This is a genomic window from Agrobacterium vitis, assembly GCF_014926405.1.
Classification (GTDB): domain Bacteria; phylum Pseudomonadota; class Alphaproteobacteria; order Rhizobiales; family Rhizobiaceae; genus Allorhizobium; species Allorhizobium vitis_H.
On the sequence record NZ_JACXXJ020000004.1, the window covers coordinates 40,427 to 52,812 of the forward strand.

Here is a 12,386-nt window from a genome sequence, read left to right on the forward strand (position 1 = left end):
TCCCCTTTCGTGAGGTCTCTAGACGCCAGCAACCATGCCTTGGTTCCAACGTCGTTTCGATGATTGGAATATAGGCTCTTGGCCGTCGGTCTATAAGGCACAAGGTCTCAGGTCGGCCATGCGTCCAAAGCATGGGTCTTCTCCGAGGCTGATCAAAGCAATAGCATCAAGCCCGGAAACGGTCGAAGGCGGTGAGGCGTTTGATGGGTGGATCTGCATCGGGATAACGGTAGATTTCGACCCTGAGATAGCGGAGCTCGTCATCGAGCGCCTCTTCCCCAACCTCGATCCACCAGGATTTGGGACGGCCGTCGCTTCCGTCGGACCAGCGATAGCCTCGCGCCTTCAGGTGGTCCTTCATGTCGAACGGGCTGTTCTCCGCAAAGATCCGGACCCGCGACCTTTGGCTTGCTTCATAGAGTTCCGCAAAAGCGGTGGAAGCCGATCCATCCATCGCGCGAGCCAGGACCTCCAGAAGTGCAAAGCAATCGTCGATCGCACGATGACCATCATGGAAGTAGCCAGCCTGCCCGATCAGGTAACCTAGCTTGGTGCCTTCATAGCCCCGCGACGACCAGTCGATCTCGGAGTTGGAGCAAGCCCAGGCCTTGCCGGAAAACAGGTGAGAAAATGCCTCGCAGAATGGCCTGTCGAAGCCTGCATTGTGGGCGATCAGCAGATCAGCGGGTTCAATCAGCGCCTGTAAAGCGGCCATATCGATCGATTGCCCGACGACCATATCGTCGGTGATCCCGGTGAGCTTGGTGATTTCAGGGGGAATGGAAATACTTGGCTGCTGAAGCCCACCGTAGATACCAGTCACGTCACCGATACTTCCTGCCGCATCGAAGGTAAAAGCGATCGCGCCAATCTCGATGATCTCATCCTTGCGAGCATCGAGGCCCGTGGTCTCAGTGTCGAGAATGATGCCCTTGAGGGGGTACGCTGGCCGGGCGAATGGTGCGATTGCACGCGGCATAAGTTTCTGCAGGATCCGATATCGACCTGTCTCCGACAAATGTCGGACCATGTCCTCTTCGCTCATGGGGGTGGCATGCTTTGTCGTGTTTGGCGATTTGGAGGCACCACGCGTGACCATCTGGTCGCACGGAGCCTGCTCCGAAAACATGTCAAACTGTTCTGCCATTCCTGTTGTCAAAGCCTCGCCGCCAATATGCCACCTTCAAAACACGGCACGATCGGCAGATCAACCTTGTTGCTGGGGGCACGGTTTCAGCTAACCTGCGAGCAACGTGTTAGGTCTCATCGCGACGGGAGGATACTATTCGTCTTGGTATCCGCCATTCATCTCTTCCCCGTATTCGCGAATGATCTCGTCCGTGTCAACGTAATCCATCGGGTCGACATTGAAAAATTCAACCGGGTCCCTCTCGTCCAAAGTCGTTATTTCGTGGGGAAATCCTGCGGCCATCAATTCAGCGAGGCCATTCAGTTTGAGATCGCAGACATTGCAAATAAATGCAGTGGGAAGCACGCGGGTTTCGTACATGAGCGATCCATCCCTTAGGAATTCGCGGCTAACGCCTACTGGCTTCCCACCGAGGACAGCCTGCGAGCCGCAGGCCGGACATTTATGCGCCTTAAGGTGGGCGCCGTTGGTTTGGACCGCGTAGCCAAACCCAACCTCCTTTTTGCGAAGCTCCGCCTGCTCTTGGGGGCTGCGCTCGTAGAATCTGTCCTTGGCGTTCCGGACGTCACTCCTCACCCGCTGTGACCGATCTTTCAAGAATGCATTTGCGGCCATCGATGCGGTATTGGCATCCTCTTCCCCCATAAGGTCCACCAGGTCCAACTGCGTTGACTGAGTGCCTTTTACCGCAAGGAGATAGACGGCCGGTAGTATTTGATTGGCATCCTGGGCACTTATCTCGTCGTTCTCGCCATGGAGCTCACGATTTCTCGCGTCAACAAGCACCTGGATGGGGTCAAAGTTGAGGGCCTTCAGATCCGGATAGGCAGCTTTTAGCCGGGTGATCGCTACTCTTAGACCCACCGTTTTCGCGTTATCGGAAGAATCGGCGCCGGCGGCGTACAACAGGCTGTCCTCGGAAAGGTCAGCGTTCAATATCGGGCTTTTGAGGACCAGCGCGCCGCGAATAAAAAATTCGCAGAAGAACGACACGTACAGAAGGAATTGGTCATCATCGCGGGGCAGACCCGATGCTTTCGACCAGTAGCGCTTTGCCTTGGCAAAATACTTCGATGCATCCCATGTCATGCGTGCTTTTCCAATGCCAGGCGCCACAGCCAGCCGGTGGTCTCCGACATGGCCTGCCGCCCGTGCAACATGCCCCAGTTGTCGAAAATCACCCACGAAATTTTCTCCCAGTCCACAAAGTGATCGGGCTGTGCATCGCTGATCACCTCGGAGAGCCGCCTGGCTTTCGGGTCAAGGGGCTTCATCAGGTCAGAGTTATAGCGGTAGAATTTACCGTGGCGGCTAATATTGGCGAAACTGGCGAAGTAAGACTTTGCGCTTGTCGTAATCCGAAAGGTGCCGGAATCCGTTGCGGCGGCCCGCAAGCGGTCGCCGGAAAACAGCGTCGTGGCGCCTGGCCGCGAAACGGGGCAGAACAGAGCGATGTATCGGGGAGGCAAGGGCAGGAAGGCAAAATCTGTATGAGGCGGGAACCGGCCTTTCCCGTGATTGGCGGATAGGCTGTTGGGTCGCGCAGCCATCGCTTCGCGGGGGTGAAGCTTATCTATTCGCATCGTCGAAAGCCCCAAGGCCGATACGAACGCGCGCAGCGCGGGCATCGCCGGCGTGCCAGACCGTGGGTATTCAAAAAATCCGCGCGCTTCGACTGCGGAGAATATCGCGTTAATCATTCGGACCTTCCGGTGTCCGCTGACGAGTTCACTGTTGCTTTTCTCCTAGAACTGACGGCGTGACCCGCAAAGGCTGCACAACGATAAGCGTGTTTTCGTCTTTAGGGACGGCCAGGCGCAGCATACAGGAAAACAAAACGGGGGGAAATCTTGACGAGAATCAACCCTACTAAGGGTACCTTCAACCGCCGGCACGCTCGCATTGGAGCCTTTGGTCTAACCGCGAGCGCTCGCTGTCCTTCTGGCTCACGGCAAGCGCAGCCTCCAGATCGTCAATTGCATTGCGATCGCTGAGCACTTTGCGGATCTCAAACCGCAATTCAAGAAACTCACTCCGAAAGCGTTCTGCAGTAAGCTTGAGCAAAGCCCCTTCGATCCACTCGAGTGCGCCGGAAGCATCTCCCTGCGCAAGTCGGGATCTTGCCATCAAGCGCTCCTGCCATTCGTTATTCAGTGTGGTGAGGTCTCGAAGCAAGGTTTCCCCATCTGCTGGCTGTCCCATATCGATTAAGAGCTCCGCGTGTCGCTGATGATGGAATGGAACAGGCCTGATGATCGACCGGTAATGGAGGCGAGCTTTTTGCTGGAGCTCAATGGCCTCGTCGGGGGACAGTCGAGATGCCTCAAAATAGATCTCAGCTCGCGCTGCCCTCTCCCGGTCCGACTGCAGACTGTCCAGTTCAGCCTCGGGCAGGCCCTTAAATATAGTCCGAAACATGTCCGGACGTTCAACTGATACGTACCGACCAAGAGCGGCGAAGGCATCGAAAGCATGCTGCGCTCCAGCGTTGGCCGCTGAGATAATTGTGCGCTTATACCACCTCACTAGGACACGATCGACGCGCCCTCGCTGCCTCATTAGGTTGTCATTTCACATTTTTCTGCAATCGGCACCTGCATGGTCTAACCTATTGAAATTAATATTACTGGCTTACCTTCTCCCAGATTAGATCTTTAAAAAGTACAACCAACGCTATTGACAACGATCAATCATGTTGGAATATTCGTTAATGTCGCACCTTTAAGAAGAGATAAGTTCACTCTTCTAAGAAGAGATAAGTTCACTCTTCCGGCGACGTTAACTCAGTGCATTCATGTTTGCCCGCTATTGCCCTGCATTTGTTGCAGAAGCGGTGAGTTGTGTTTTCTCTAATTTGAAAATAAGGAGCGACCAATGTCTCGAATTCATGGAATGGAAAATGTTGTAGGTGCAGAGAGCATCATTGCGGCTTCAATTGTCGATGCCGACGCGCTTCGAAAAATTCCGGAAAACGCTGATGGCATTAAGGCCAAGGCAATGGAACTGACCGACTCGTGGGCGGGTGTGATGTTTGCCCTGACGCCGGAGGAACTGACGACGATCGCCGTGGCTGTCGGGTTTAGCCAGAATGTGGCCGAGAAGATCCACGGCAAAATTAGCGCGCTGAACTATGCTACTACCCAAGGCGCTCAAGGGCGCTGGTCGATCGCGACCTATCATTCGCTCGACGTTACCCTGATGGCGTTGCGCGGCGTAGAAAGCTTCGACGACGCACTTGCCAGTTTCAACGACAGCAACGTGCGTAAAGTGCTCGACGCTAACCAGGAAACGTTCCAGCGTATCAAACAGTCACTGCCCGCTCATGCGGCGCGCATGAATTTCAAACCTGAAACAGCGGCCGCAGTGCTGGCCGCTTTCGGCGCTGAGGTCTCTCCCGATCTGCTTTACGAGCTTGCGACGAAGTACGACACAACGTCGGTTATCGATCTCGAAGGGCGCCGTGGCGTTACCGTTGAATTTATCCGTAGCGTGACGCTGACTCTGGCGTCGACTCTCTAACCCTTACGTCGCGGCCCTTAAAGCGGCGGCGCAAACCGCCGCCGCTGATTAGACATTATTGGGAATGGTTTGAAACGAATTATCGCTCAATAATGATCTAGGCAGTTTTTCCTCTGATGAAAACTCTCGGAAAAAGGCGTTAGAATATGCTGAGTTCAGAAGAGATTGAGACATACAAGGCAAACGGCTTCCTTCTGCTTCCATCTATATTGGATGCCGCCGATATTAGACGCTTAATGGCGGCGATCGACGAATTGCTAGAGTACGCGGATCGGGTTGCTGATAAACAGCGGATAGCCGATTATGAACCGGCTGAAGTCGGACAAAAGGTGCCACGGCGCATCTTCAATCCTTTCGAGCAACACGCTGCCTTCCGCGAAATCGCCACAGACCAGCGGATTATCGACAGAGTTGCATCGCTTATTGGCAAAAATATTGGCTTGCAGCACAGTAAGCTAAATATGAAGGCGGCCAAGATCGGCAAGGCAGTTGAATGGCATCAAGACTTGACATATTTTCCGCACACAAATGACGATCTTGTCGGAGTACTAATTTATCTTGATGAGGCAAACTTAGAAAACGGTTGTCTTCGAGTTGTGCCTGGACAACACGGTCGTTATTTTGACCACACACTTCCCGACGGCTCGTTCGCCGGCATGATCACAGAAGATATGAGCCCGGCAAGCGTCGGTGAACCGATTCCAATGGAGGGGGGAGCTGGAACAGTTGTCATGCTTCACCCTCTTGCGCCGCACTACTCCGCTGCAAATATTTCGGCCAAGCCGCGCCGCCTACTGATTTTCGAATACCGGGCTGCCGATGCATTTCCGATCTTCAACGGCGAACAAGTGCTTCACGTTGAATCCGTTACCCACCATCTATGTGGTGAGCCAGCGAAGTTTGCACGCTTCGGCGGACCAGCGCCAGCCATATGGCGTCCACAAGGGTTGCCGCGGTCTCTTTTCGAACTCCAAGCTTCTTCGCGTAAGCAATTAAGTCAATCCGCAAATTGATATCCGCCAAACGGCGCGATCAGTTTAAACGAGGATAAGATCATGGAAGCTGCATTCACCGGAGAACTCTTGCACCATTTCGAAGAACAAGGATACGCGATTGTCCGCGGCGTATTGGATCCAGAAAAGGATATCAAACCGGTTGTTGACGAATATGGTGCGCTAGCGGATCAGCTGGCTAAGACCTACATAGAGACTGGGAAAATAATTTCTTACGAACGTCCAGCAGCTCCGATAGACAGACTACTCGAATTGATGAAGAAAACAAAAGGCAGATGCTTCCAGGCGTTAGATATTACACTTCCAGCCGAGGACAAGATACGTCACGATACACCAATTCATCTTGGGCCAGAAGTGTTCGGTCTTTTGCGTAACGAACGTCTGCTTGATGCTATCGAGTACTTTATTGGTGGAGAGATTTATTGTGTGCCCGTTCAGCACATGAGGATCAAGCCACCGGAAAAGGAAATGTCTAATGACGTACAGGTCCATACTAAAACGTTGACGGCGAGGACTTATTGGCATCAGGATCTTGTCGTCGTGACAGAAGACGCTGATCAGACGAAAATGCTCGGCGTATGGTTCTCGCTTAATGAAGCAACCGAGGAGAACGGCTGTTTGGTAGTCGTTCCAGGAAGCCATAAAGAGGGCCTTGTTCAGCATTGCAACCAACCAGGCAAACAAGGGATTCCAGACGCATTAGTGGGAGAAAACCAGATCGCGTTACCGGTCAAGCCTGGTGACGTGATATTTCTGCATCCGCTTATCAAACATTCGTCCCTTGCTAATCTAAGTAAAAGTGGGCGATGGAGCTTCGATCTACGATATTGTCCCACTGGCCAGCCAACGGGACGTAAATGGTTCCCGGGTTTCGTTGCACGAAGCCGCAAGAATCGTGACGACGAGATGCGGGATCCCGAAGTGTGGGCGAATATTTGGCGAGACGCACGCGCGGCATTAGCCGACGTACCGCGCCCAGATTTCCACCACTCTTCTGCACCTAACCATCCTCTTTGTGCTTGAACGGCGTGCTATGATTGATCTGGAAACCATACGCGCGACGAATGCATTCTCCCTAAGTGAGGGTCCACCGCGAATAGCGCTCGTTCATCATGGCTTTCGATCGACGCAATTAGCGGCTCACGACAAGCGGTCCAGTCGCTTCTCTGCACGCTATCCGTCCCTTGGGTTGCTTAATATTGCGAGGTCGGCGCAGGTCGACTTCGAGGAAGGTCGCTTGGCCTTCGAGCCAGAGTTTCGCTACTTTGATGAGGACTGTTACGAAGACGACGAAGCACTTCTGTCGAAGATGCTTGCTTGGCTCGACACTGCTCCTGCACGATTCCTAATGGTCGGGCTTTATTCCCTTGCTTTCGACCGAACTGCGTCGATGTTAAGAAAGGTCAATGGAGACCGGTATTGCATCGTCGTCGGCGGAGCTCATCCAACAGTCGCACCAAACGTTGATTTTGCCCACCTTGTCGTCCGGGGGGAAGGTGCCGCCGCGGTTCGGCACATTCTCAGTACATTCATGACGGACGGTTTCGGAGAAGGACCGGACGCAGCAGGTATATGCTATCTTCAAAATGGGATCGAGCATATTGGGCGAACCGTCTTTGATCGTTCACTTGAAAAGCTTCCCGCGCCAGCCTTTCGATACGATCTCAGTCGTGAAGAAACGGGCACCGCCAAGGAAAGATGGTGGAAATCACTCGGACATAATCAGCAGATCTATATTTGCACCCAGAGTTGCCGAGCACGTTGTACATTTTGCTCAACTTACTTAATCCACGGGAAGCTCGTCTCTCGACCAGTTGACAAGATAGCGGGCGACATGGATTACATAATAAACGACCTTGGACACGATGCCTTACAGTTCCATGATGATGATATACTGCAGCATGAAGAGTTTGACGAATTACTTCATTTACTACAGTCTAAGTCGATACAGTGGAGTTGCAATGCACGATCAGAATTTATTACGCCCGAGCTAGCAAGTCGGCTCTACGCAGCAGGGTGTCGCCGCGTCTTTCTCGGAGCGGAATCTTTTGACCAGCGCAGCCTCGACTATTATCGTAAAGAAACCACGGTAGACATGAACCGACAAGCGGTGCGCGCTTTGGATGTCGCTGGTATAGGCGTTGTTTGCGGTTACATCATTGGCGCACCCCACGATACGGTTGATTCGCTCCTGCGGGATTTCGACGAGGTTCTGTCGCTACCGATCTATTTCCTCGCAGCAGCCATTCTTACACCAGATATTGGGACAGTCGAGTTTGGTCGTGCAGCCCAACGGTTCCCAGAATTAAAGGCACTTGGTGACGAGCCACGGTTAAATGTCCGACCTCGGCCGGACCTATATGGCAGCAAAGCACCATATGGGCTTCCCACCGTAGCAGAAGCGATTTCAAAAGACGATTTGAACGACCTTTATGGTATGATAAATTGTGCGTTCTTCCTACGTTGGGATGCATGGGCCCGTATCGAACGCTATACACCACCCCATCTTGTTAATGAAGCACTAGCTTGGCGCACATTTCACGAGAGCCGTGCGCTTGAACTTGTCCAACAGGCTCGCCTGTCTGTTGTTCGCGACCGAATGCAAGCGCTGCTAGAGGTATTATGAATATAGATTTGCCGTCTGATCCGGGGGATGCATTCCTCGTCTTATCTCTCGCCATTGACGCGCATTTTGCTGGTCACATCGATTCTTGCTACCTCAAGCAGGAGGATCGTGCCCGTTGGGCGATCGAGAGAATACCGCTAACCGATATCGTTTCCGCTTGTTATGCCCTAGAGACGGATTTGACAAATCGAGTTGGACCGGATGCAGAAAGATATGCCTATCTTGTAGATCAACTCGGAGCCATGCGACGGAAAGTGGAATTCAGCACCGAAGGCAAGAGTACCGTTGCAAATGAGGCTAGGGCTTTCCTAGGGATAGAGCCGGAGTGGATTGATGATGCGATTTTCGACCGAGAACAGGATAGGCTCAGAGGGCTCTTGCCGCAAAATGGAGGGAGCTTGCACGAGCGCGAGAATGCGTTTCGCCGAAACGGCCAAGTGAAGCTGACGCCGACCTCACCGACCGTATACGCTATTATGGACTGGCTCCAGAGTCGAGTTCGGAAGCTTCTGACCCTTCCTGTCGGCGAGCGGGCTGATATATTCTTAAATGACGCGCTTTTATCCATGGCATATCACCGCTACCAGGGAAATATGATCTCAACTATGGAGATCAACCCTATGCGCGTCATGGATATTGCAGGGCTTATTTCGCTTATCGCGCATGAGGTTTATCCTGGGCACCATACGGAGCTCGTGATTAAAGAATGCACGTTAAATCGCCGTCGAGGATGGCGTGAGCATCAGGTGACAATCATCGACGCGCCGTCCTGTGTGATCGCAGAAGGAATAGCTACGCGGGGCCTTTACGTCATTATAACTCAAGACGAATTGATAGAGCGCTGTGGTGAGTTATTAACTCTGTCCGGGCTCGACAGAGGCGATGCTGAGACGCGCGTTCAGGTAGAAAAATCTCGACAAATACTACGCAATATTGTGAACAACGCAGCACTTCTTCTTGATGACCCGACGGTTAGCGAAAGAGATATACTTTATTATATCGCGGAGAAAGGGCTTACTGACGATCGCGAGGCTCAGCGAATGCTCCGGTTTGTGCGCACGGTGCGCTCTTACGCCTTCACGTACAGCCAAGGCAGTAAGCTGGTGGACCAATTTCTAGATCGTGTTGATGATAAGCCTTCCGCACTTGCAAAATTGCTAAGGGAACCAGTTACACCAACAATCTTAAAGGCATGGTATGCTAATGCCGCTTAACATGAAGCTATCGCTCCGCTTAAACTCTTTCAGAATCTCCGACATATTTTCTGCAGCGCGGAAGATGATTGGCGATCCCCAACGGGGGGTAGCGTTATCCTTCTTATTCGATCGGGAGCTGTCTGTACAATTCTTCCACCGCCTCCATATCGTGAAGCAGCATTATCTCATCTCCTCACGGCTCATAAGTCCACATACGACCGAGGAAATGTTGACGTTTATTCGTGCAATTTTGACAATTCCACACGACCGAGAAGGATGCATAGTCGAAGCGGGTAGCTATAAAGGATCGAGCAGTGCGAAATTTAGCATTGCGGCAAAGTTGGTCGGGCGCACGCTCGTTATTTGCGACTCATTCCAAGGCCTTCCTGCCTCGGAGGAAGAACATGGAATGAGTATCGAGAACCGGGCAGTGATCTTTAATGAAGGAGACTTTGCCGGTTCTCTTGATGAAGTGCGCGCCAACATAGCCCGCTATGGGGCGCTTGATGCTTGCGATTTCGTTGAGGGTTGGTACGATGAATCTCTCGTGGGCTGGAACCGGGAGATTGCCGCGATGTATATTGATATTGACCTTGCCGCCTCAACCCGGACTTGCCTCACATATCTTTATCCTTGGCTACAACCTGGTGCTCCACTTTTTTCACAGGACGGGCATTTGCCGCTTGTCTTAAATGTGTTCGAGGACATGTCTTTCTGGCAAGAGACCTTCGGCGAACCAGCGCCTCATGTGGAGGGAATATGGAGAAAGAAATTGATTTGTATCGTGAGACCAACAACCGCTGAAAGGGCGGGTTAGTAAGTTGCGACTCGGCTCATATATGCAATAAAGTAATCTTTAGGTGCAATGGTGAAATGCACGCCAAACGCGAATATATAGTGAAGTAAGGTAGTTCAATGTTAGACTTTTTGCTCTCCGATATTGCTATAATGGAGCCTAAGAATGGGTTGCAAGATAAGCTGGAGCTTGCGGAGAAACAGAACCGCAAGCTGCGAATCAAATTAGGATTCGATCCGACTGCGCCCGACTTGCACCTCGGCCACGCTGTCGTTCTGAGAAAGCTCCGCGAATTTCAACAGTGTGGCCATAAAATTGTTGTGATCATCGGCGATTTTACTGCGATGATCGGTGACCCAACCGGCCGCAACAAGACGCGGCCCCCTCTTTCTGATAAAGAGGTGTCGGAGAACGCTGAAACATATATTCGCCAACTTGGCAAAATCATCGACGTGAATGATATTGAAGTCCGCCGAAACTCGGAATGGCATAGCGCACTTGATCTGGCTAGGATGATCAAACTGCTCTCGAAAGTGACCGTTGCACAGATACTCCAGAGAGAAGATTTCCGAAAACGATTAGATGCTGATTTGCCGATTTATCAACATGAACTGCTTTATCCGATTTTGCAAGGCTATGACTCCATTATGGTGAACGCCGACATTGAGCTCGGTGGAACAGATCAACTCTTCAACAATCTTATGGGTCGTACTCTCCAAGAGTCACACGGCCAACTCGGACAAGCTGTTATCACAATGCCTCTTTTGGTCGGGACCGACGGGACCGATAAGATGAGCAAATCTAAGGCCAATTATATCGGCCTGACAGAAGATCCGGAGAATATCTACGGCAAGATCATGTCGATCCCTGACAGCCTTGCAGGGGAATACGTCAGGCTCACCACTACATTTGATGCGATCAAGAAGCAGGAAATGCTTGACAAACTCGCAAATGGCGAGAACCCAATGGTGGTAAAGAAAGCCATTGCTGAGAATGTGGTAGCTAGTTATTACTCGGCTGACATCGCGGCAGCTGCAGCTGCTCACTTCCAACGCACAGTGCAGAATCGTAATCCCAGCACTCAGGATTATCAAATCCTTAATCTCCCCGAGATCCGAAAAACGCTACCGGAACAGCCAACATTTCTGGATCTCTGTCACTTCGCGATGCCTCAAAATACCCGATCGCAAATAAGGCGCTTGATCACAGAAGGCGGCGTCAGAGTCAACGGAGAGAAAATTGAGAATTTTCAAACCCTACCTTCTTTAGATGACGGGCTGAAACTGCAGATTGGACGGCGTAACCTTTTTATACTGGCGGAGAAAGACCATTAATTGCAGGTGCGCTTAGGCCGGTTAATAATCGAATCGGTCGGCGCTGGCCGCCATTATGACAGGCAGAATAGGAAACGTGCTCTAGGTGACCCACAAGTCGGCCAGACCTTATACGCTGCGCTTAGCTAACTGCAAACTGGATGCGCTTTGCTGCTTGGCCGAAATTCCCGGTGTAGGACCGATTGGGGCCTCTCTTCTCATGATGAAAACACCAGATCCGAGGATGTTTAAATCGGGTCGTGACTTCGCAGCCTGGATCGGTCTGACCCCGAAAGATCATTCAACTGCCGGGAAGGTCCGGCTTGGCACAATCACGCGTGCCGGTGACGAAATGTTGCGAAGCGTGCTGGTTGTTGGTGCTACTGCTCTTCTCCAACACATCAGGCGGGCAGAAGCAAGCACGCATCAGCATGGCTCATTGGGATGCTGCAGCGCAAACGACCAAAGCTGGTTGCCGTAGCGCTTGCCAACAAGATTGCGCGGATTGCGTGGAAGATCGTAGTCGCTGTTCCACTCCCACGTTGCTCGTTGCCGCCTGATCTGTGATCGACATTCCATGGATCATAAACGGGAGTTTCTCCATGGAGACCTCATTGGAGTTTCTCACAACCAGGAAGCCTGGACGTGAGGTTCACCGACATTGGCCTGATGAGGTCAAGGCGAAGATTGTTTCGGAAAGCTTGAGGCCTGGCACGACAGTCAATGAAGTTGCGCAGCGCTATGGATTGCGAGCGAACAGCCTTTCAACCTGA

At 52.1% G+C, this 12,386-nt stretch carries 12 protein-coding genes and 1 pseudogene; 9 read left to right on the forward strand and 4 right to left on the reverse strand.

The features are described 5' to 3' along the window. Positions 1–166: 166 nt before the first annotated feature. The 4 genes from IEI95_RS08715 to IEI95_RS08730 all read right to left on the reverse strand — a co-directional run bounded on the left by IEI95_RS08715 (position 167) and on the right by IEI95_RS08730 (position 3,277). Positions 167–1,099, reverse strand: a complete 933-nt coding sequence (locus tag IEI95_RS08715) for a 3'-5' exonuclease (protein WP_156538447.1) — start codon at positions 1,097–1,099, stop codon at positions 167–169. Between the two features lie 183 nt (positions 1,100–1,282). Then, entirely contained in the window at positions 1,283–2,239 is a 957-nt protein-coding gene (locus IEI95_RS08720; RefSeq protein WP_156538357.1) for a hypothetical protein, read from the reverse strand. Further along, positions 2,236–2,778 carry a Fe(II)-2OG oxygenase family protein gene (locus IEI95_RS08725; RefSeq protein WP_194416308.1) on the reverse strand — a complete coding sequence of 181 codons (543 nt, stop codon included), beginning with the start codon at positions 2,776–2,778 and terminating at the stop codon, positions 2,236–2,238. The genes IEI95_RS08720 and IEI95_RS08725 overlap by 4 nt, the downstream gene beginning before the upstream one ends. 253 nt (positions 2,779–3,031) lie before the next feature. Next, positions 3,032–3,277, reverse strand: a complete 246-nt coding sequence (locus IEI95_RS08730; protein WP_156538359.1) for a hypothetical protein — start codon at positions 3,275–3,277, stop codon at positions 3,032–3,034. Between the two features lie 747 nt (positions 3,278–4,024). On the opposite strand from IEI95_RS08730, the gene IEI95_RS08735 reads away from it, so the two are divergent. The 9 genes and pseudogenes from IEI95_RS08735 to IEI95_RS08775 all read left to right on the forward strand — a co-directional run bounded on the left by IEI95_RS08735 (position 4,025) and on the right by IEI95_RS08775 (position 12,386). Beyond that, positions 4,025–4,669: a hypothetical protein gene (locus tag IEI95_RS08735; protein WP_156538360.1), complete on the forward strand. Its 645-nt coding sequence runs from the start codon at positions 4,025–4,027 to the stop codon at positions 4,667–4,669. Between the two features lie 146 nt (positions 4,670–4,815). Beyond that, positions 4,816–5,682: a phytanoyl-CoA dioxygenase family protein gene (locus IEI95_RS08740; protein WP_156538361.1), complete on the forward strand. Its 867-nt coding sequence runs from the start codon at positions 4,816–4,818 to the stop codon at positions 5,680–5,682. Positions 5,683–5,724: 42 nt separating this feature from the next. Continuing rightward, the gene (locus IEI95_RS08745; protein WP_156538362.1) at positions 5,725–6,705 is read left to right on the forward strand and encodes a phytanoyl-CoA dioxygenase family protein; all 981 of its coding nucleotides are present in this window, start codon (positions 5,725–5,727) and stop codon (positions 6,703–6,705) included. Between the two features lie 10 nt (positions 6,706–6,715). Continuing rightward, positions 6,716–8,308 (forward strand): radical SAM protein, encoded by a 1,593-nt coding sequence (locus IEI95_RS08750; protein ID WP_156538363.1) that lies wholly within the window; start codon positions 6,716–6,718, stop codon positions 8,306–8,308. Next, positions 8,305–9,522 (forward strand): hypothetical protein, encoded by a 1,218-nt coding sequence (locus tag IEI95_RS08755; protein ID WP_156538364.1) that lies wholly within the window; start codon positions 8,305–8,307, stop codon positions 9,520–9,522. The genes IEI95_RS08750 and IEI95_RS08755 overlap by 4 nt, the downstream gene beginning before the upstream one ends. Before the next feature lie 64 nt (positions 9,523–9,586). Continuing rightward, the gene (locus IEI95_RS08760; RefSeq protein WP_194416309.1) at positions 9,587–10,321 is read left to right on the forward strand and encodes a TylF/MycF/NovP-related O-methyltransferase; all 735 of its coding nucleotides are present in this window, start codon (positions 9,587–9,589) and stop codon (positions 10,319–10,321) included. Positions 10,322–10,419: 98 nt separating this feature from the next. Next, complete coding sequence (gene tyrS / locus IEI95_RS08765; RefSeq protein ID WP_156538366.1) at positions 10,420–11,634, forward strand: tyrosine--tRNA ligase; 1,215 nt, start codon at positions 10,420–10,422, stop codon at positions 11,632–11,634. Positions 11,635–11,788: 154 nt separating this feature from the next. Further along, positions 11,789–12,180: pseudogene (locus IEI95_RS08770) on the forward strand (transposase); the annotation flags it as partial. A gap of 35 nt (positions 12,181–12,215) precedes the next feature. Next, positions 12,216–12,386, forward strand: a complete 171-nt coding sequence (locus IEI95_RS08775; protein WP_156538367.1) for a transposase — start codon at positions 12,216–12,218, stop codon at positions 12,384–12,386.

What these genes read in the sequence shown, in the direction of transcription:
- IEI95_RS08730 (WP_156538359.1), bottom strand. Translation starts at nt 3,277, where the DNA reads ATGGCAAGATCCCGACTTGCGCAGGGAGATGCTTCCGGCGCACTCGAG.
- IEI95_RS08740 (WP_156538361.1), top strand. Translation starts at nt 4,816, where the DNA reads ATGCTGAGTTCAGAAGAGATTGAGACATACAAGGCAAACGGCTTCCTT.
- IEI95_RS08745 (WP_156538362.1), top strand. Translation starts at nt 5,725, where the DNA reads ATGGAAGCTGCATTCACCGGAGAACTCTTGCACCATTTCGAAGAACAA.
- IEI95_RS08720 (WP_156538357.1), bottom strand. Translation starts at nt 2,239, where the DNA reads ATGACATGGGATGCATCGAAGTATTTTGCCAAGGCAAAGCGCTACTGG.
- IEI95_RS08735 (WP_156538360.1), top strand. Translation starts at nt 4,025, where the DNA reads ATGTCTCGAATTCATGGAATGGAAAATGTTGTAGGTGCAGAGAGCATC.
- IEI95_RS08750 (WP_156538363.1), top strand. Translation starts at nt 6,716, where the DNA reads ATGATTGATCTGGAAACCATACGCGCGACGAATGCATTCTCCCTAAGT.
- IEI95_RS08760 (WP_194416309.1), top strand. Translation starts at nt 9,587, where the DNA reads ATGATTGGCGATCCCCAACGGGGGGTAGCGTTATCCTTCTTATTCGAT.
- tyrS (WP_156538366.1), top strand. Translation starts at nt 10,420, where the DNA reads ATGTTAGACTTTTTGCTCTCCGATATTGCTATAATGGAGCCTAAGAAT.
- IEI95_RS08755 (WP_156538364.1), top strand. Translation starts at nt 8,305, where the DNA reads ATGAATATAGATTTGCCGTCTGATCCGGGGGATGCATTCCTCGTCTTA.
- IEI95_RS08725 (WP_194416308.1), bottom strand. Translation starts at nt 2,778, where the DNA reads ATGCCCGCGCTGCGCGCGTTCGTATCGGCCTTGGGGCTTTCGACGATG.
- IEI95_RS08775 (WP_156538367.1), top strand. Translation starts at nt 12,216, where the DNA reads ATGGAGACCTCATTGGAGTTTCTCACAACCAGGAAGCCTGGACGTGAG.
- IEI95_RS08715 (WP_156538447.1), bottom strand. Translation starts at nt 1,099, where the DNA reads ATGGTCACGCGTGGTGCCTCCAAATCGCCAAACACGACAAAGCATGCC.